Raw genomic sequence first — 18904 nt, 5'->3', positions numbered from 1 at the left:
AGATCATTACTCACGTCATCACTCCCGAAATCCCGCTGTAGCCATGCGATGAGCGCCCGCGGCCGGGCCACATCAACCCTTTCGCACCTTCGTCCGGCGAACCAGAGACCGGAGATGTACTCGCGGGATACTTTCGGCAAACGCCTTGCCGGGCGGCGGGTTACACGATCGAGGGCTGCTGGGGACGGCGGACCTTGGGCCGCAGGGTGCGGCAGGCCAGTTCGACCGCCAGCCGGTCGTCGGGGTCGCGCAGGTTGACGCCGAGAATCCGCTGGATGCGGGCGATCCGGTCGGCAACGGTGTTGCGGTGCAGCCCGAGCGCGGCCGCGGTGGCCACGACCGAGGATTCGTGTTCGAGATACACATCCAAGGTGGTCAACAGCAGTTCCTGATCGACCAGCGGGGCGAGCAGGGTGCTGGCGAGGGCGCGCGCCGGGCGTGACCGCGTCCAGGCGCGCACCATCCGGCCCACGCCCAGAGTATCGATGTGCGCGACCCGAGCCCCGATGTCCTGGATGACGTCCGCGGCGGTGAGGTCGATGGACAAGGCCGCCTCGCGGGCCTCGTCGACCGTGCGGGCCAGGCCGCCGATCCCGGGGTGACCGCGCCCGACACCGGCGGCGATCTCCATCCGGGATCCGGGTCGCGCCAACGCCTTCCGCACCGATCCGAGCAGCCCGTCGACCTCGTGCGGCGACGGCTCGTCCTTGGAGGTGTGCCAGGCGACCCAGCCGTCGGACTGTTCGACCAGCGGCCCGCCGATGCCGCAACCGCCCAGCACGCGCAGCATCTCGTCGCGGTCGGCGAGGTTGTCGTACGGCGACTCGTTGAGCCGGCGCAGATAGATCCCGGTGTGCCAGCCGTCCAACCGCCAACCCAGGATCGCGGCGCGGTGCCGGGGCACCGGACCCGCGTCCTCGCGCAACCGCAGCAGATCCGACAGCAGCGTCGTGCGGGCCCGGGCGTCGCGCTCGGCGTCCAGTCGCTGGGTCGCCAGCCACGCCAGCACCCAGGGTTCGGCCGTGGCCAGGACCGCCTGGGCGATCTCGATCTGCACCGGCGCCGGTGTCGGCAGCGCGGCGGCCATCCACAGCGGCGCGGATCCTGTGCTGACCGGGTGAATCACGAAGGTGGTCTCCCCTTCCGCAACCACCTGCGGCAGCGCGAGATCGCGCCGGAACTCCGTCGGCGCGTGGTCGCCGTGCACGAGCTCACCGTCCGGGCTCAGCGCACTGACCGGGACCTGCAACACCTCGGCGGCGACCTTGGTCACCGACCGCAGGCTGTCGGCCCGGCCGCGGATGCGGCTCAAGAAGCGCAGCACGTGTTCGGACTGCACCACCTCGGGCGTGGCGACCAATTGCGCCAGGCGCAGCGCCACCTCGTGCGGGCCGAGCGAATCGGGCAGCAGCACCAGCGGCAGGCCCAGGCGCTCGGCGAGCAGCACGCTGGTGGCCAGCGGGCCGTGCCGACCGCCCGGCAGCACCAGACCGGCGACACCGGCCAGCGCGCAACGGCGGATACCGGCCTCGACCTGCCACCCGGTCGAGTCGTCGAGCCCGGCCACCACGATCAGGTCGCCGTGCCCGAGCCGGGACGGGTCGACACCGGAACGCACCGTCACCCGGCGCACCGCGGTATCGGCCGACCGGCCACCGACCAGGCGCGCCCCGGCCAGGACCGGGTGGGCCACCAGTTGACGCAGCGATACGGGACCGGATGTCGCCTTCACCGCATGAGCCTCCTCGCATGATCCGAGAATCTGCGGACCGGATCGGCGTCGATTCCGTGCGCACGCGGTGCGACCCGCGGCAGCATGTCGGGTTGCCAGAGCCGATCCGGCACCGGCAGGGCCAGGATCGCCACCTCGTGCCCGCGCCGCACCTGGCCCGTCTGGATCGGCCGCAGGGTGTGCGCGTCGAGCAGACAGATCACGTCCGGAGTCGTCGCCACCACCTCGCCGTCGCGCAGCACCATCGCGTACTCGTTCTGCATTTCCACCCGCAGCAGGTGCCGACCGTCCACGGTCCGCATCGCGACGCTGCCGCTGGCGAAACCCCTGCCCCCGTAGCGGAACACCTCCAGCACCGTGCCCTGGCCCAGGAAGTCACCGCCGAGCCGGTCGGCCAGCGCATCACCGTCGTCGCCGGCGGCCATACCGTCCCGATGCCGCCGACCGAGCCGGATGGCTCCGGTCACCGTGCCGGGCAAGGCAACTCGCCGATACATCCCCGCCAAGATCGGCGGATAGGCCAGCACCGCCCATCCGCCCAGACCGGTCAGGGCGCCCCGCATCACGCGCTCGGCGGTCAGTGCGTCCACGCCGTCGATGACCACGGCCGCCCCGTGCGCCTCGGCGATCGACCACGGTCCGACGAGTTCGTCGACGGCGATGACGGTCTGGTCCAGCCGGGAGAACGCCCGGCCCATCAGATCGGCGTCCACCACGGGCTTACCGGTCTGGGCGGCGGCGATGAAGGGGATCAACGCGTTGCTGCCGCCGATCTCCACCACACCGATGGCGTCGACGGCGACACCGAGGCGGCGCTCGGCGGTGCTGACGCAGCGGCGCAACTCGTCACCGGCGGGCAACTTCTCCACGGCCACGGTGGCACTCGACCCGACCTCGCCCATCACCAGCACCCAACCCTGGTCGAGCGCATCGAGGCCGACGAGGGGCACCTCGTTGCGCGCGGTCAGCTCCGTGCTCAGCCACAACGCGCTCAGCTGGGAGTCGCCTCCGCCGCCCGAGCCGAGCAGACTCGCCCCGCGCTGCAGCAGATCCACATCCTCGGTGCCGAGCTTGTCGACTATCACGTCAGTTCCTCGACCGGATGGAAGTCGATGTCGAATCCGAATGCGCGCGGCCCGAATACGGCCAGGGCCGCGGGCGTGCGCATGATCGGGGGCGCGGAGATCGCATAGACCGTCACCCGCTGACCGAAACGCAGCGCCTCGGTGGTGATCGGCTCGGCGGTCTCGGCACTCAGCACCGTGATGAGATCGGGGACGACGACCCGCACCCGGCCATCGATGCGCGCGAGCAGATGTTCGTTCTGAAACGACAGCTCCAGGATCGATTCGTCGGCGAACGACTTGATCAACGCTCTCCCGCGGGCGAACCCACCGGTGGTGCGGCGTTCGACGTCGACGATCCGCCCGGCGAAAACCGGTGCCGCATAACCGTAACTGGTCTCTTTGAACAACGCGGTCAGCGCCTGCAGCGGATCACGATGCCGTTCGCGGCTCTCGCGCAGGCACCGCCCGATCCGCAGGGACAGCGTGAGCGTGTTGCGAATGCCCGTGCGGCGCACCTGAGCCCCGCTCATCGAGTACTGGGCAATATCCATCGTCCCGCCCAGCTGCACCGTGACACTGCGCGCGATCCGCTCCAGCCTGAGATTGTCGGGGCCGGTGTCGATGACGCCGTGCTCGTCGCGCGCACCGCTGAACGCCATGGGAGAGCCGGGAATCCCGTAGACCCCGAAGGTCAGCATCTGCAGTTCCGGGAAGGCCCGGCCCATGCCGTCGGCATCCACGACCGGCAGGCCGAGCTGGGCGCCGACCAGCAGCGGCACCATCGAATTGGAGCCGCCGCATTCGATCGGCATGGTGGCGTCGGCGCGGCGGCCCAGATGCCGCTCCAGGGTGCGCAAGGCCAGCGCGGCCTCGGTGCCGCGCGGAAGTTTCTCGATCCCGACCGTCGGCGCACCCATTCCGGCGGTGGGGATCACCAGCGCGTCGTCGCCGATCTCGTCCGGGTCCAGCAGTTCGACCGTGCGCCCGCGCCGGAACTCCTGCTCCACCAGCAGCCGCCCCAGGTGGGGATCACCGCCACCGCCGGTGCCCAATAGTGCTGCGCCCCGGGCGATATCGGGTAGATCCGCTACCGTCAACTCACGCACCATGACGCCCCGCCAGGAGGAGATCACCGACCGCCTTGACCCTGATGCGGGTGGCGTTACCGGGCAGATAGGCGATCGGCACCTCGTCCACATCGACGATGTCCACGCGATTCGGGTCGGCACCGCCCGCGACCGCGCGGTCGATGGCCTCCTGTTTGGCCGCATCGAGGACCGCATCGCGGCGCCCCGGCTCCACCGGGTAGATGCGGTCCACCTCCCCGCCGATCTGCGCGATGGCCGCCCCGATCGCATTGGCGACCGCGAAGTGCTCGGTCCGGTGCACACCGGCGACACCGTCGAGCGTGTCCGGCACCAGGAATTCACCGCCGCCGACCACCACGACCGACGGCAGTTCGCGCGAGGTCCGCATCCGATCGATTACCTGGCCGATCTTCGTCTCGATGGCGCCCAGCGCGTGTTTGACGAAATCGCCGGACAGATGCCGGATCCGGCCGGCCTCGCCGATGTCGAGCAGGCCCGCGGCCACACCGATATCGGTGGCCGTGAGGACGTCACCGCCGAATACCAGGGCCTGGTCGGTGAGCCGGAAGCCGACGCTGTCGGGCCCGACATCGATTCCCTGCCGACCGGATTCGCGCACCAGCGAGCCTCCGCCGAGGCCGATGGAGATCACGTCCGGCATCCGGAAGTTGGTGCGCACCCCGGCGACGATCACCTCGGTCGCCGCCTCCCGCGGAAATCCGCGCCGCAGCACACCGACATCGGTTGTCGTCCCGCCGACATCGACGACGACGCAATCGGCCAGCCCGGACAGGAATGCGGCACCGCGCATGGAGTTGGTGGGGCCGGAGGCGAAGGTCGCGACGGGATACTGCCGGGCGTAGTGGACCTCCATCAGAGTGCCGTCGTTCTGACTCAGGAACAGCGGCGCATCGATACCCGCGCCGCGCACCGCCGCCGCCAGCCCGTCCACGATCTGCGCGGCCATCTCACCGAGCGCGGCGTTGATGATCGTCGCGTTCTCCCGCTGCAGCAGGCCCAGCCTGCCGATCTCGTGCGACAGGCTGATCACCATCTCGGGCGCCTCGGCGGCGATGATCTGGGCCGCGCGGCATTCGTGCTCCGCGCTGACCGGGGAGAACACCGAGGAGATCGCCACGCTGCGCACGCCTCGATCGAGCATGTCGTGGGCGGCCGAACGGATTTCGTTCTCGTCCAGGTCCGAAATCGTCTGGCCGTCGTACTCGAATCCGCCGTGGCACAGATACGGCCGCCCGGCCACGGCCTGCACCAGCGACGGCGGCCAGTCCACCATCGGCGGCAGCGCCGCGGTGGCCGGCAATCCCAGGCGCAGGGCCGCCGTCGGCGCGAGCCGGTTCGCCTCGACGAGCGCATTGATGAAATGTGTCGTCCCGATCATCACCGCCCGCACGGTCGCCGGGGCCACACCGGAGTTCTTCTCGAGTTCCCCGAGCGCGGTGACGATCCCGGACGTGACGTCCTCGGTGGTCGGCGTCTTGACGGCGGACACCACACGCTCGCCGTCCATCAGGACCGCGTCGGTGTTGGTGCCACCAACGTCGATGCCAATACGCATGCGTGCCACCCTACGGTAGCGGGTACCTCGCGTTCAGCGTTATGGACATGTCAAATCCTTTGCTGCTCAGATGCATTGGTCACCGCGGGTTCGGTGCGGTAGGTGCCGAAGGCGCGCAACACACCGATCCGGTCCGCGAGGAGATAGAGCACGAACGCGACGACCAGCGCGTTGATACTGGGCAGGCCGAACGTCACATACTTGCCGACGAGCGAGGCCAGCAGCCAGATCACCAGGGTGGCGGGCACCCAGACGGGCGAGTCGGTCGGCAGAGCCGTTCCGGGCGAGGCGAGTTGGGCACGCCAGCGGCGCGCCACGAAGTACTCGGCGACCATGATCGCCGGAATCGGCGGGAAGGCCACCGCGAGCCAGGTGAGGAAGTCGGTGAAGTGCGACAGGATTCCGGCCGCGCCCAGCACGCTACCGGCCACGCCGACCACGATGGTCACCCAGGCGCGATGCACCCGGCGGCCGAATGCCGTCTTCACGAAATTGGTTATGCCCAGCGACGATACGTACAGATTCCAGTCGTTGATCTTCAGCGTGGCGGTCACGATCACCAGCACGCCCACCCAGCCGGTGGAGGACATGACGATCGTGATGATGTCGCTGCTGCGCACGGCGTGGGCGAGCAGGACTCCGGCCGCACCGATCACCCACTCGCCCAGGGTGATTCCGACGATCGTCTGCTTGACCACATCGGCCGGCGACCTATTGAAGCGGGTCATATCCGGAGTGATCACCGCACCGACCATGAACTGCCCGGCCACCAGGGTGACCGCCTGCACCATACTCAGGTGCGGCCCGGGCGCGGTATCGGTCAGCAATCCGCCCACGTCGTGGCGGCTCAGCTCGACCACCACCGACACGCCCGCCAGAATGAGGAAGGCGGGCACCGTGATGTAGGCGGTCCAGGCCATCCACCGGAACCCGTAGGTCACGATCGCGGTAACCACCAGACCGAACAGCAGCGACCAGCCCCACACCGGCAGCACCCCAAGGATTTTCGCCAGACCTTCCCCCGAGATCTGCGACTGCACACCGAACCAGCCCGTCGCGCTGAGCCCGATGACCAGTCCCACCACCGCGCCGCCGCCCTGCCCGAATCCGGTCCAGCGGGCCAGCACCGAGGTCGACAGCCCCTCCCGCTGTCCGATGATCCCGACCCCGATGGCCACCAGCTCGAGCACCACGGCGCCCAGCGTGAGCGCGAGAAATGCCTGCCAGAACGGTAAGGCGAAACCCAGTGTGGCGCCGAGCAGGAACTGGCTCAGCGCCGAGATCTGGCCGAAGCGCTGCGCGGCCACCGACAGCCACGGATAGCGTGCGCGGTCCGGGACGCGGGACAGGGCATAGTCGTCGTGCCCGACTGCGGCCATCGTTGTTCCCCCTGAATTCTTGGTCTTGCCGACTTCTGTTGGAGCGAAACGAGATTCGCATGCTACCCACCGCCGTGTGGACACCCTATGTGCGAAAGGCACAGTCGGCCCGCCCGGACTGTGCAGGGTGCCCGGCGAGAACTTGCGCGCGGTTCGTCCGCTTCCGTCCGTTTGTGCCAGTCGCTCGATCGGCGCCGACGGCCTGTGCAGTCCGCACGTGGACGGTCGGCGTCGCGATATCTAACGTCCTGACATCCGGCGGGGCACGCAAAAAACTATCGGGAAGGGGGAACAGTCGTGTTCAAACAGCTGCTACGCGGCCTCCGTGCCCGGCACGCAGCGGCCGCTCGCGGCGAGCTGTGTGCCTACTCCGGGTTCCAGCTCTGTCCCAGCTGCGGGTCACCGCTGGGCCATCAGGGATTGGACTGGCTGACCGGGCTGCTCGACCGTCGCACCTGGCATCACCACGCGGACGTGGCGCTGACCGAGGCCGCGGCCCGCCGAGAGCCGATCAGCCTGCTCATCGCCGATCTCGACCGGTTCAAGGTGATCAACGACGAACACGGTCACCTCGCCGGGGACAATGCCCTGCGCCAGGTCGCCGGCATTCTGCGCTCGGTGTCCCGGCACCAGGATCTGGTGGCGCGCTTCGGCGGTGACGAGTTCCTGGTACTGATGCCGGGCTCCGAAGCCGCCGATGCCTTCGCGGCGGCCCGCCGCCTCAACGTGGAGCTGAACTCGGCTCGTCTACGGATCGTCAGCACCCGCGACGGCGAGACGACCCTGACCGGCTTGTCCGTGTCGGTGGGCCTGGCCACCCGCTGCGTCGGCATGGGCCTGGAGGATCTGCTGCTCGCCGCCGATGCGGCACTGCTGGCCGCCAAGCGCAACGGCCGCGCCCAGAGCTGCTGCGGCGGTGACGGACACGGTTGGACCTTCGATCAGGTAGCTCCCCCGTACGCCCTGTATGCCCGCTGACTCACGCCGGGTCAGCGGTGGGCGGCACTCCCCCTACCGCTGGATCAGCCACACTCCGCTTCCCGCAGCAGCCCCTCGTCGCGACGAGTGAAGGCGCCACCGCCCCGCCCGATCTTCGCGAGCGGGGCGGCCAGATCGCCGCGGGCGCCGATCTCGATGGTGTCGAGTTCCAGCCAGTCGGCCATCTCGCGCAGCGAACGAGCCAGGGCCGTGGCGACATAGGAACAGTTCCAGCCGGGTTCGGCGAAGGCGCCGGGGACCAGCAGGCGGCCGGTGGCGCGGTCGGCGCGCAGGTCCACTCGGGCGACGAGGTCGCCGTCGAGCAGGAACGGGAAGACGTAATAGCCGTGCACCCGTTTGTGTTCGGGAGTGTAGATCTCGATGCGGTAGTGGAAGTCGAAGATTCGCTCGGTGCGGGGGCGGAAGAAGATCAGCGGATCGAACGGGCACAACAGGGCGGCGCCCTCGACGCGACGCGGGGTGCGGGCACCGGCACGCAGGTAGGCCGGTTTGTCCCAGCCCTCGACCTGCACCGGTTCCAGCTCACCCGCATCCACCAGATCGGCGATGGCGGGCTCGGTTCGGCGGCGGTGCAGGCGGTAGTAATCGCGCAGATCGGGCTCGGTGGCGATGCCGAGCGCCTCGGCCGAGCGCCGCACCAAGTCCCGCACCGCATCCGCCTCGTCGACCTCGCGGGCGAACACCTCGGGCGGCAGCACCCGCTCGGTCAGGTCGTAGTGCCGTTGGAACCCGACCCGTTTGTCCACCGATAGTTCCCCGGTCGCGAACAGCACCTCGCAGACGACCTTGGTGTCGCTGTAGTTCCAGCCCCAGTGGTCCTTGGTGCGCGGCCGGTCCAGTTCCAGATGTCGCTCGACCTCACCGGCGGTGCACGCGCCGAATTCGCGGATCACGTCCAGCACATCCTTGGGCAGCGTGGGATTGCGCTTCAGGACGTCTCTGGCCCCGCCCCAGCGACCGTCGCGATACTGCGCCATCCGCCAGCGCAGCAGCGGCCAATCCTCGACCGGGATCAGCGCCGCCTCGTGCGCCCAATACTCGACCAGTCGACGCGGCCGACGCCCGTTGTGATCCCACGCCGCCTCGTCGAGCACGGTGCGCTCGTAGGCGCCGATGCGGCTGAACACCGGCGCATAGTGCGCCCGCACCACCGCCGACACCGAATCCAGCTGCAGTAATTGCGTGCGTTCCAGCACCCGCAGAATGGAACGGCGGTTCGGTGGGGACGCCGGGCGGGCCGCGGCGAACCCCTGGGCGGCGAGCGCGGTCCGGCGGGCCGCGGCGGCGGTCATGGTACGCACATCCGAACCATGCCAGAGGGCACCGACAAGTTCGTTTCAGCGGGTTGCCCGCCCCGATCGCCCACAGCGGATACACTGACGTATCCAAAGTCAGCCGAGCCAGGAGGAGTTCCCGTGGCGCCGTCACAGCAGCCGGATGTCATCGTCGTCGGAGCCGGCCTGGCCGGGCTCGTGGCCACCTATGAGCTCACCAAGGCCGGGCGGCGGGTGCTGGTCCTGGATCAGGAGAACCGCAACAATCTCGGCGGGCAGGCGTTCTGGTCGCTGGGCGGGCTGTTCTTCGTCGACAGCCCCGAACAGCGTCGCCTGGGCATCAAGGACTCCTTCGAGCTGGCGTGGCAGGACTGGCAGGGCTCGGCCGGTTTCGACCGCGACGACGAGGATCACTGGGCGCGGCAGTGGGCCCGCGCCTACGTCGAGTTCGCCACCACGGAGAAGCGGCAATACCTGCACGACCTCGGGCTGCGCGTGACACCGGTGGTGGGCTGGGCCGAACGCGGCGGCAGCACCGCCGACGGGCACGGCAACTCGGTGCCTCGTTTCCATCTCACCTGGGGCACCGGGCCGGAGGTGGTGCGGGTGTTCCTGGAACCCGTGCTCGCGGCCGAGCAACGCCGGCTGGTGGAGTTCGCGTTCCGGCACCGGGTGGACGAGCTGATCGTCGAGGACGATGCGGTGGTCGGTGTGCGCGGGGGCGTGCTCGAACCCACCGATCTGCCGCGCGGTAAGGCCTCGCCGCGAACCACGGTGGGGGAGTTCGAATTCCGCGCCCCCGCGGTGATCGTGTCGTCGGGCGGCATCGGCCACAATCACGAGCTGATCCGCCGGAACTGGCCCACCGACCGCCTGGGCCCGTGCCCGCAGACCATGATCTCGGGCGTCCCGGCCTATGTGGACGGGCGGATGCTGGGAATCACCGAGAAGGCCGGTGGCCGCATCGTGAACCGCGATCGCATGTGGCACTACACCGAGGGCATCCACAACTGGGATCCGGTCTGGCCCGATCACGCCATCCGCATCATTCCGGGTCCGTCGTCGCTGTGGTTCGACGCGAACGGAAAGCGGCTTCCCGCACCGTGTTTCCCGGGTTTCGACACCAACGCCACCATGAAGGCGATCCTGGCCACCGGCTACGACTACTCGTGGTTCGTGCTGACCCAGCCGATCATCGAGAAGGAATTCGCGCTCTCGGGTTCGGAGCAGAATCCGGACATCACCGGTAAGGATCTGAAGCTGGCCGCGAAGAGCCGGTTCGCCAAGGGCGCACCGGGCCCGGTGGAGGCGTTCAAGAAGCACGGCGTGGACTTCGTGGTCGCGGACACCTTGCGCGACTTGGTGCAGGGCATGAACAAGATCGCCCGCGGCCCGCAGCTCGACGCCGAGGACCTCGAACGCCAAATCGTCGCCCGCGACCGCGAACTGACCAACAAATACAGCAAAGACGCGCAGCTCATGGCCATCGCGAACGCCCGCCGCACGCTCGGCGACAAACTGGTCCGCGTCGCCGCCCCGCACCGCATCCTCGATCCGGCGCGCGGGCCGCTCATCGCCGTCCGGCTCAATGTCCTGACCCGCAAGACCCTGGGCGGCCTGCAGACGAATCTGGATTCGCAGGTGATCCGCGCCGACGGCACCCCGTTCCGCGGTCTGTACGCCGCGGGCGAGGTGGCCGGTTTCGGCGGCGGCGGGGTGCACGGCTACAACGCCCTGGAGGGCACCTTCCTGGGCGGCTGCATCTTCTCCGGCCGGGCCGCCGGGCGGGCCCTGGTGCGCACGTTGCCCTGAATCACATCCCGTCGTCCTCGACCGGACCGGTGGCCGGGCCTAGCATCGGCGATCATGAGTGACCGGCCACAGGCATTGCTGTTCGACGTGCAGGGCACCGCGACCGATTTCCACAGCACGGTCGCGGGCGCGGCGCGGCGGATCCTCGGTGCCCGATACGACCTGGACTGGTCGCGGTTCGTCAACGACTGGCGCGCAGCCTATTTCCGCGGCACCAAGGCCGCGGCGGCGGATCGGTGGGTCAGCGTGGCGTCGATCTATCGATCCGCGCTCGACGACCTGCTCGGCGAGCAGGGTCTCGAGCTGCCCGAGCCGCAGCGTCGCGAACTCACCGACAGCTGGAAGCGGCTGGACCCGTGGCCGGATGCGGTGGCCGGGCTCACTCGCCTGCGCGGCGCCTACACCCTGGCCACGCTGTCCAACGCCGATGTGAATGCGGTCGTGAGCATTTCGCGGCACTGCGACTTCCCCTGGCATGCGGTGTTCGCCGCCGAGATGGCGGGTGCGTTCAAGCCCGACCCGCGCGCCTACCGGATGGCGGCGGGCTACCTGGGGCTGGAGCCCTCGGACATCATGATGGTGGCCAGCCACAAATACGACATCCGCGCCGCCGCCGAGCTCGGCTTCCGCACGGCATTCGTCGCCCGGCCAAGGGAATTCGGCGATCCCGCCCTGGCCGACGTCGTGTTCTCCGACGAATTCGACATCAACGCCGCCGATTTCCTGGACCTGGCCGGCCAGCTCGGCTGTTAGAGCACGCCGTGGGCGCGCAGGACCGTGCGCAACCCGTCGGGGCGCTGTGCGGTCGGCAGCGGATCCACCCAGCCGAAGCGGCAGCCGAGAGCCGTTGCGGCACCGTCTGCCTCGCGGCTGTCGCCGACCATCAGCGCCGCCTCGGGGGCGACACCGAGCCGGTCGAGAGCCCAGCGGAAGATCGTCGGATCCGGTTTCACCGCGCCGACCTCGAACGACAGCGCATAGGCGTCGACATAGCGGTCGAGGCCGTATTTGCCGAACGACGGGCGCACGTCGTGTGCGATATTGCTCACGACGGCGATCGGAATGCCCTGGGTGTTCAACGCTTTCAGGATGTCGGCGGTATCCGGGTAAGGAGTCCACGCCAGTGGGTCGACCAACCGGGCATAGACCTGCTCCGGACGCCCGACGCCGGTTTGGCGCAACACCTCCAGGTATGCCTGCCGGTGCAGTTTCGGGTCGAGATCCCGGTTCTCCCAGGCGAATTGGTCACGTTCGTCGAATCGCACCACCTGCTCCACCGGCGTCGTCAGCCGCCGCAGCACCTCCGCGGACTCGGCCGCGTCCAGCGGCCGCCCGTCGGTCGTGATGAGATCCGCAGCCCAGCTCTCGTGGTCCTCGAGCCGGAACAGGGTTCCGGAGAAATCGAAAAGCACTGCCTCGACAGTCACCCGGTCAGCGTACCGAAGTCGTCCCATGACATTGTTCACACATCAGCTTGTCTGAGGAGTTTGCTACGGTGAATCGCATGGCCGACTCCCCCATTCTCCAGGTCGGGGCCGTGGACTTCGTCCGCAATCGCACCCCGATCCTCAGCGAGGTGTCGCTGACCGTGCGCCCCGGCGAGCACTGGGCGCTGCTGGGCCCCAACGGCGCCGGCAAGACCACACTGCTGAAATTGCTGGGCGCCTCGGAACATCCCACCCGCGGCAGCGTCGAGGTCCTCGGCCACCGGCTGGGCCGGGTCGATATGCGCGAATTGCGCACGGCCATCGGCCATGTCGATCCCCGCCACGCCCCGCCCTATCCGCTCACCGCGCACGAGGTGGTGCTGACCGGGCTGACCAACACCGCCGATCTGAAACAGCGGTGGAGTCCGACCGCCGCCGAGATCGCCGAGGCCGACCGCCTGATCGAGTTGCTCGGGCTGACCCATCGCCGAGAGGCCCGCTGGCCCACCCTGTCCCAGGGCGAGCGGGGCCGGGCCCTGATCGCCCGCGCCCTCATGCCCAACCCTCGCTTGCTGCTGCTCGACGAGCCCGCCACCGGCCTGGACGTGGCCGGGCGCGAACAGCTCATCGACCGCCTCGACGGGCTGCAGACCGCCCATCCGGAGCTGGCCTCGGTGCTGGTCACACACCATCTCGAGGAGCTGCCGCCGGGCATCACCCACGCCGTGCTGTTGCGCGCGGGCCGCAGCATCGCGCAGGGGCCCGTCGACGAGGTGCTGACGAGCGAGAACATCAGCACCTGCTTCGACCATCCGATCCGACTGACCCGGACCGAGGGCCGCTGGCAGGTGCGCACGGATCGTGCGGCGGGAGCGACGCAGCCGGAGGCGGCAGCGCGCGCCTGAGGTCAGTCGCCGTCGAGGGGGATGTTGGCGACCACCGGGAACTCCCCGGTGTAGCCCTCCCGCTCGCGGGCGATGCCGAGCACGCGTTTGCGCGCCGCGAACCACCCGAGGATCAGCGCCGGAATGAGAACCACCAGGCTGGCCACCGTCCAGGTGCCGACCGGATAGTCGAAGGCCGTCAGCACCAGCACGGCCACCAGGAAGGCCAGGGTCGCGAACCCGGTATAGGGCGCGCCGAACATGCGGAACGACGGTCGATCCGCGTCCCCGCGCCGCCACCGCCGCCACAGCTGCAACTGGCACAGCACGATCGTCGCCCAGGACGACAGAATGCCCAGCGCGGCGACGTTGAGCACGATCTCGAAGGCCCGCGAGGGCACGAGGTAGTTGAGCCCGACGCCGAACAGCGCTACCAGGCTGGTCAGCAGGATGCCGCCGTAGGGCACGCCGCGCTTGTTCATCATGCCGGTGAACTTGGGCGCGCTGCCGTTCATCGCCATCGACCGCAGAATCCGCCCGGTGGAGTACAGACCCGCGTTCAGGCTCGAGAATGCGGCGGTCAGCACGACGAAGTTCATCACCGACCCGGCGTTGCCGACACCGAGCTTGGAGAAGAACGTCACGAACGGACTCTCCCCCGCCGAGTACGCGGTGTAGGGCAGCAACAGCGCCAGCAGCACCAGCGACCCGACGTAGAACACCGCGATCCGGAAGATCACCGAGTTGATCGCCCGCGGCATGATCTTCTGCGGATTCTCCGTCTCGCCCGCCGCGGTGCCCACCATCTCCACGGCGGCGTAGGCGAACACGACGCCGGAGGTCACCGTGACCAGCGGCAGAACTCCCGTCGGGAACCAGCCGCCGGAATGGGATATCACCGAGAACCCGGTGGTCTGGCCCTCGATCTCGAAACGACCGGCCAGGAACACCGAACCGATGATCAGGAACGACACCAGGGCGACGACCTTCACCAGCGCCGCCCAGAACTCCAGCTCGCCGAACCATTTCACCGAGATCAGGTTGACGCTGAGCACGATCAACAGCGCGGTCAGCGCCAGGATCCACTGCGCGATCGGCTGGAACGGCCCCCAGTAGTGCAGGTAGGTGGCGATCGCGGTGGTGTCGACGATGCCGGTCATCGACCAGTTCAGAAAGTACATCCACCCGGCGACGAAGGCGGCCTTCTCGCCGTAGAACTCCCGGGCGTAGGAGACGAACGACCCCGACGAGGGCCGGTGCAACACCAGCTCACCCAGTGCGCGCAGGATGAAGAACACGAACACGCCGCACACGCCGTACACCAGGAACAGACCCGGCCCCGCATTGGCCAGGCGCCCACCGGCACCGAGGAAGAGTCCGGTTCCGATCGCGCCGCCGATGGCGATCATCTGCAGCTGACGTGGCTTCAGGCTTTTGTGATAGCCACTGTCCTCCGCGTCGAGGTACGTGTTGCCTCGCACTTGGGTCATCTGTCGGTTGTTCCTTCGTCGACTCCGTGAGGCCCAAACGTTACCTGGTCAATAGCCGGACCCCGCACACTGGCCTCGGTTGTCGACCCCATAACACAATAGGGTTCGCTCCGGGGATTTCGGTCCCTCCGAGCAGAAGTAGCTGGGGAAATGCTCTGGCGTCTGGACCGAGCGTCCGACGGCAAAACCACTGCCGCTGTCGGACCCGGGCGTTACAGTCCGACCATGAGGCGCATGCGACATATCGGGACCGGGGCGGCCGCCGCGCTGCTGCTCACCACAGGCCTCCTGACCGGCTGCACGTCGGACCCCGGATCGACGGATCGCACCTGCGCCGACACCCCGAACGGCACCCCGGTGGCCCCGCCCGGACCGGCCGCGACCGGCACGAATATAGCCACCAATCCCGAGATCGCCACCGGCTACCGCAGCAATATGACGGCGGTGCGCACCCGCAGCTTCGCCGTCTCCTCCGCCAATCCCCTTGCCACACAGGCGGCCTGCCGCGTGCTGGCCGACGGCGGCACCGCGGCCGACGCGATCATCACCGCGCAGGCGGTGCTGGGCCTGGTGGAGCCGCAGGCATCGGGTATCGGCGGCGGCGCCTTCCTGATGTATTACGACGCCAGCACCAAATCCGTCGACGCCTACGACGGGCGCGAGGTGGCCCCGGCCTCGGCCACGGAGAACTATCTGCGCTGGATCAGCGACACCGATCAGACGCCGCCACAACCGAATGCCCGCGCCAGCGGCCGGTCCATCGGCGTACCCGGCGTGCTGCGGATGCTCGACCTGGCCCATCGCGAGCACGGCAAACAACCCTGGCGGGACCTGTTCGCCCCGGCCGTCACCCTCGCCGATCAGGGATTTGCCATCAGCCCGCGGCTGGCGGCCCAGATCGCCAGCTCCGCAGCCGATCTCGCGCGCGACGACAACGCCAAGGCGTACTTCCTGCAGCCCGACGGCTCGCCCAAACCGGCCGGATACCAGCTCACCAATCCGGCGTATTCGAAGACATTGGGCGCCATCGCCTCCGACGGCGTCGATGCCTTCTACACCGGTGCCATCGCCCGCGATATCGTCGACGCCACCGCCACCACCTCCGGCGGGCGCACGCCAGGCCAGATCACCCTCGAGGATCTGGCGCGCTATCAGCCCAAGAAGCGCACGGCACTGTGCACCGACTACCGCGCCCACGAAATCTGCGGGATGCCCAATCCGTCCTCCGGCGGCATCACCGTGGCGGCCACGCTGGGCATTCTGGAGAATTTCGACCTGTCGGCACTGAAGCCGGACAACGTGGACCGCAACGGCGGCAAGCCCAAGGCCGAAGCGGTACACCTGATCTCGGAGGCGGAGCGACTGGCCTACGCCGACCGCGACAAGTACGTCGCCGACTCCGATTTCGTTCCGCTGCCCGGCAACTCCCCCGACACCCTGCTGAACAAGGACTATCTGAAACAGCGTGCCGGGCTGATCAATCCGGACCGCAGCATGGGTAAGGCCCAGCCCGGCGATTTCGGCCCGGTCCCGCTGGGCACCGGCCCGCAGCCGCCCGAGCACGGCACCAGCCACATCTCCGTGGTCGACGAATACGGCAATGCGGCGGCACTGACCACGACCGTGGAATCGGCGTTCGGCTCCTTCCACGTCGTCGACGGGTTCGTGCTCAACAATCAGCTCACCGATTTCAGCGCCGATCCGACCGGCACGGACGGGGCGCCGGTGGCCAACCGCGTGGAGGCCGGGAAGCGGCCGCGCAGCTCCATGAGCCCGACACTGGTGTTCGACCGGGCCCCCGACGGCTCCCGCGGGCAGCTGGTCTACACCGCCGGATCCCCCGGCGGCTCGCTGATCATCCAATTCGTCGTGAAAACCCTTGTCGGCATGCTGGATTGGGGGCTGGACCCGCAGCAGGCCGTGTCCGAGGTGAGCTTCGGCGCGGCCAACGGTCCCGTCACCGGGATCGGCGGCGAGCATCCCGCGATCGACGCCACCGACCGCGGCGATCACGACCGTCTCGTCCAGCGGCTGCGCGAACTCGGGCATCAGGTGTCGGTCGATCAGCAAGCCAGCGGGCTCAGTGCGCTCAAGCGCGAGAGCGACGGCTGGATCGGCGGGACGGATCCGCGGCGCGAGGGGGCCGTGATGGGCGATACGAGGTAGCCGAGTCCGTCGTCCCGGGCGTGCCGGGACGACGGCCACCCATCAGCGGCTGAGGCCGACCTCGTAGGAGTACTGGTTGCCCTTCACGCCGGACACCACGAAGGTCACACCCACGCTCTTACCGCCCGTTTCGGTGACGGTGCACGTGCGGGAGCTGTTGTCCTCGAGCTTCTGCACGCCCTTGCAGTCGACACCCGCGACCTCGCCGTCGGCGATCTTCCGATACATCTGGGCGATCTTGGCCTTGGCATCCTCCACGCCGATCACGTGATCGTCGAAGGCGGCCTCGACATCGACCTTGTCCCCCTCGACCTTGGCGACCTTCGCGGTGACCGGCCAGGTCTTACCCGCGCTGTCGTTCGCCGTGCACTTCACGGTCGCATCGGCTTTCGCCTCCAGCGAACCGTCGCAGGACGAGCTCGCGGGGGCCTCGGCGGCGTTCTTCTGGAACAGGTCGGCGATGGCCGCCCGAGTGTCCTTGTCGTCGACCTGATGGGAATGACCGGATCCGGAGGAACAGCCGACGGCGACCAGGATCGGCACCAGGAGCAGCAAACGACGCATACGCGCATACCCTTCGCATTCTTCATCGGTAACCCCTCATCGATTACCGAGCTAAGAATTGCTACCACGCCGTGGCAGGGTCGGCCACCCGAGGACGAGAACAGGCTCCCCATCCTTCCGGCATGCTTGTTGCCGGGATCAATCCCCTTGGGTCGCGGTGTATTTCGCGCCGAGCTCGCGGAAACGCTCCATCGCGTGCGCGGCGTGGTCGCCGTCGTTGACGCGGATGGCCAGCATGGGCGCGTACTCGTCGCCGGCCAGTTCCAGGCGGGCCCAGGCCTTCTTGTCGGGGATGGACACGCCGCGGATGTCTCGCCACGCGAAGTCGTTGTCGCCCAGGATGTTGCGCACCGACACGCCCCGCGGCCCGACTCGCACGCGGGGGCGGGTGAGCAGCAGCACCGCGGCGGCCAGCAGCCACCCGAAGCAGACGAGGGCGATCTGATCCGCGACGCGGATGTTCACTCCGGTCGCGCTGTGCGGGGTCGCGATCCCGGCAATGGTGAACAGGATCGCGATCACCGCCGCCACGATGCGGGCGGTACGCACCGACCGACGGGGCCGAATCTCCAGGTCCCACTCGGGCTGGGTGGTCGGCTGCGGTCCGCGCTTCCAGATTCGGACGACCGGTGGCATGGGTTCACACAGCCTGATGCAGGGCCCGCAGCGTCAGCGCCGCGTCCAGCGCGGCCGCGGCGGCCTGCTCACCCTTGTCCTCCGCGGAATCCGGCAGTCCGGCCCGATCCAGTGCCTGATGTTCGGTATTGACGGTGAGCACGCCATTGGTCACCGGCGTGCTCTCGTCCAGCGACACCCGCGTCAGCCCGGCGGTCACGGCATCACAGACGTATTCGAAATGCGGTGTCTCCCCGCGGATCACGACGCCGAGCGCGACGACCGCGTCGTGGGTGCGGGCCAGCGCCTGCGCCACCACCGGCAGTTCCATCGCCCCCGCGCAGCGCACCACGGTGATCTCCTCGACCCCGGCCGCGCGCGCCACCCGCTCGGCATTGGCGACGAGGGTGTCACAGATCTTGGTGTGCCAGCGCGATGCGACGATGCCGAGCTTGAGATCCTTGGCCTGCTCCAGCTCGAATTCCGGTACGCCCGTACCGCTCATTGAATACGTCCGCCTTCCTGTGTGGTCACTGCGCCGTCACCGCGCTGTTTCGCCGAGGTCGAGATCGTCCAGGCCGACCAGATCGTGGCCCATCCGGTCGCGTTTGGTGCGTAGGTAGTGCAGGTTCTCGGCGTTGGCGCGCACCGGCATCGGCACCCGTTCGGTGATCGACAACCCGTAGCCGTCCAGGCCCACCCGCTTGGCCGGGTTGTTGGTCAGCAGCCGCATCGACGTGATGCCCAGATCGACCAGGATCTGCGCGCCGGTGCCGTAGTCGCGGGCATCGGCGGGCAGGCCCAGCTCGATATTGGCATCGACGGTGTCGT

The 18904-nt window shown here is 68.7% G+C and carries 16 protein-coding genes and 1 pseudogene; 5 read left to right on the top strand and 12 right to left on the bottom strand.

Annotated features, from left to right (window positions below; translation table 11 throughout):
* Positions 1–160: 160 nt before the first annotated feature.
* Genes IU452_RS39210 through IU452_RS20970 form a run of 5 tightly spaced genes read right to left on the bottom strand, consistent with a single transcriptional unit; the run spans position 161 to position 6842 of the window.
* Complete coding sequence (locus tag IU452_RS39210; RefSeq protein WP_195110831.1) at positions 161–1732, bottom strand: helix-turn-helix domain-containing protein; 1572 nt, start codon at positions 1730–1732, stop codon at positions 161–163.
* Complete coding sequence (locus IU452_RS20985) at positions 1729–2817, bottom strand: DUF917 domain-containing protein (protein WP_195110830.1); 1089 nt, start codon at positions 2815–2817, stop codon at positions 1729–1731. The genes IU452_RS39210 and IU452_RS20985 overlap by 4 nt, the downstream gene beginning before the upstream one ends.
* Positions 2814–3896, bottom strand: a complete 1083-nt coding sequence (locus IU452_RS20980; protein WP_228818494.1) for a DUF917 domain-containing protein — start codon at positions 3894–3896, stop codon at positions 2814–2816. Before IU452_RS20980 ends, IU452_RS20985 begins: the two co-directional genes overlap by 4 nt.
* Position 3897: 1 nt before the next feature.
* Positions 3898–5463, bottom strand: a complete 1566-nt coding sequence (locus IU452_RS20975) for a hydantoinase/oxoprolinase N-terminal domain-containing protein (RefSeq protein WP_195110829.1) — start codon at positions 5461–5463, stop codon at positions 3898–3900.
* A 50-nt stretch (positions 5464–5513) separates the two neighbouring features.
* Positions 5514–6842: a purine-cytosine permease family protein gene (locus IU452_RS20970; protein ID WP_195110828.1), complete on the bottom strand. Its 1329-nt coding sequence runs from the start codon at positions 6840–6842 to the stop codon at positions 5514–5516.
* Positions 6843–7139: 297 nt separating this feature from the next.
* Between IU452_RS20970 and IU452_RS20965 the strand changes: the two genes are divergently transcribed.
* Positions 7140–7820, top strand: a complete 681-nt coding sequence (locus IU452_RS20965) for a GGDEF domain-containing protein (protein ID WP_195110827.1) — start codon at positions 7140–7142, stop codon at positions 7818–7820.
* A gap of 44 nt (positions 7821–7864) precedes the next feature.
* Here the strand turns inward: IU452_RS20965 and IU452_RS20960 are convergent, their stop codons facing one another.
* A complete protein-coding gene (locus IU452_RS20960; RefSeq protein WP_195110826.1) occupies positions 7865–9142 on the bottom strand; it encodes a winged helix-turn-helix domain-containing protein in 1278 nt (425 codons plus the stop codon).
* Positions 9143–9256: 114 nt separating this feature from the next.
* On the opposite strand from IU452_RS20960, the gene IU452_RS20955 reads away from it, so the two are divergent.
* Entirely contained in the window at positions 9257–10927 is a 1671-nt protein-coding gene (locus IU452_RS20955; RefSeq protein WP_324192732.1) for an FAD-binding dehydrogenase, read from the top strand.
* Positions 10928–10981: 54 nt separating this feature from the next.
* Positions 10982–11680 (top strand): haloacid dehalogenase type II, encoded by a 699-nt coding sequence (locus IU452_RS20950; protein ID WP_195110824.1) that lies wholly within the window; start codon positions 10982–10984, stop codon positions 11678–11680.
* Here the strand turns inward: IU452_RS20950 and IU452_RS20945 are convergent.
* The gene (locus tag IU452_RS20945; RefSeq protein WP_416382343.1) at positions 11677–12381 is read right to left on the bottom strand and encodes an HAD family hydrolase; all 705 of its coding nucleotides are present in this window, start codon (positions 12379–12381) and stop codon (positions 11677–11679) included. The two genes, IU452_RS20950 and IU452_RS20945, sit on opposite strands and share 4 nt — an antisense overlap.
* A 50-nt stretch (positions 12382–12431) precedes the next feature.
* Here IU452_RS20945 and IU452_RS20940 point away from each other — a divergent pair, with 50 nt between their 5' ends.
* A complete protein-coding gene (locus IU452_RS20940; protein ID WP_195110822.1) occupies positions 12432–13259 on the top strand; it encodes an ABC transporter ATP-binding protein in 828 nt (275 codons plus the stop codon).
* A gap of 2 nt (positions 13260–13261) precedes the next feature.
* Here IU452_RS20940 and IU452_RS20935 read toward each other — a convergent pair whose 3' ends face one another.
* Positions 13262–14728 (bottom strand): amino acid permease, encoded by a 1467-nt coding sequence (locus IU452_RS20935; protein ID WP_195110821.1) that lies wholly within the window; start codon positions 14726–14728, stop codon positions 13262–13264.
* 225 nt (positions 14729–14953) lie between these two features.
* On the opposite strand from IU452_RS20935, the gene ggt reads away from it, so the two are divergent.
* The gene (ggt, locus tag IU452_RS20930) at positions 14954–16894 is read left to right on the top strand and encodes a gamma-glutamyltransferase (RefSeq protein ID WP_195110820.1); all 1941 of its coding nucleotides are present in this window, start codon (positions 14954–14956) and stop codon (positions 16892–16894) included.
* Between the two features lie 42 nt (positions 16895–16936).
* Here ggt and IU452_RS20925 read toward each other — a convergent pair whose 3' ends face one another.
* From IU452_RS20925 to IU452_RS20910, 4 genes and pseudogenes are all read right to left on the bottom strand, one after another.
* On the bottom strand, positions 16937–17458 hold the full coding sequence (locus IU452_RS20925; RefSeq protein WP_195110819.1) for a DUF4333 domain-containing protein: 522 nt from the start codon (positions 17456–17458) through the stop codon (positions 16937–16939).
* A gap of 138 nt (positions 17459–17596) precedes the next feature.
* Positions 17597–18094: a PH domain-containing protein gene (locus IU452_RS20920; RefSeq protein ID WP_195110818.1), complete on the bottom strand. Its 498-nt coding sequence runs from the start codon at positions 18092–18094 to the stop codon at positions 17597–17599.
* A gap of 4 nt (positions 18095–18098) precedes the next feature.
* Entirely contained in the window at positions 18099–18578 is a 480-nt protein-coding gene (ribH, locus tag IU452_RS20915) for a 6,7-dimethyl-8-ribityllumazine synthase (RefSeq protein ID WP_195110817.1), read from the bottom strand.
* Between the two features lie 36 nt (positions 18579–18614).
* Positions 18615–18904, bottom strand: a pseudogene (locus tag IU452_RS20910) (bifunctional 3,4-dihydroxy-2-butanone-4-phosphate synthase/GTP cyclohydrolase II); the annotation flags it as partial.

Origin of the sequence: Nocardia transvalensis (assembly GCF_015477765.1) — a bacterium.
GTDB classification, from domain to species: Bacteria; Actinomycetota; Actinomycetes; order Mycobacteriales; family Mycobacteriaceae; genus Nocardia; species Nocardia transvalensis_A.
The sequence above is the reverse complement of the archived record's forward strand: the minus strand, read 5'-3'. Positions and strand labels throughout refer to the sequence as shown.

Excerpts from the sequence above, each read along its gene's own strand:
- IU452_RS20975 (WP_195110829.1), bottom strand. The coding sequence starts at position 5,463 with ATGCGTATTGGCATCGACGTTGGTGGCACCAACACCGACGCGGTCCTG.
- IU452_RS20970 (WP_195110828.1), bottom strand. The coding sequence starts at position 6,842 with ATGGCCGCAGTCGGGCACGACGACTATGCCCTGTCCCGCGTCCCGGAC.
- IU452_RS20950 (WP_195110824.1), top strand. The coding sequence starts at position 10,982 with ATGAGTGACCGGCCACAGGCATTGCTGTTCGACGTGCAGGGCACCGCG.
- IU452_RS20945 (WP_416382343.1), bottom strand. The coding sequence starts at position 12,381 with ATGGGACGACTTCGGTACGCTGACCGGGTGACTGTCGAGGCAGTGCTT.
- IU452_RS20940 (WP_195110822.1), top strand. The coding sequence starts at position 12,432 with ATGGCCGACTCCCCCATTCTCCAGGTCGGGGCCGTGGACTTCGTCCGC.
- IU452_RS20935 (WP_195110821.1), bottom strand. The coding sequence starts at position 14,728 with ATGACCCAAGTGCGAGGCAACACGTACCTCGACGCGGAGGACAGTGGC.
- ggt (WP_195110820.1), top strand. The coding sequence starts at position 14,954 with ATGAGGCGCATGCGACATATCGGGACCGGGGCGGCCGCCGCGCTGCTG.
- IU452_RS20925 (WP_195110819.1), bottom strand. The coding sequence starts at position 17,458 with ATGCGTCGTTTGCTGCTCCTGGTGCCGATCCTGGTCGCCGTCGGCTGT.
- IU452_RS20920 (WP_195110818.1), bottom strand. The coding sequence starts at position 18,094 with ATGCCACCGGTCGTCCGAATCTGGAAGCGCGGACCGCAGCCGACCACC.
- ribH (WP_195110817.1), bottom strand. The coding sequence starts at position 18,578 with ATGAGCGGTACGGGCGTACCGGAATTCGAGCTGGAGCAGGCCAAGGAT.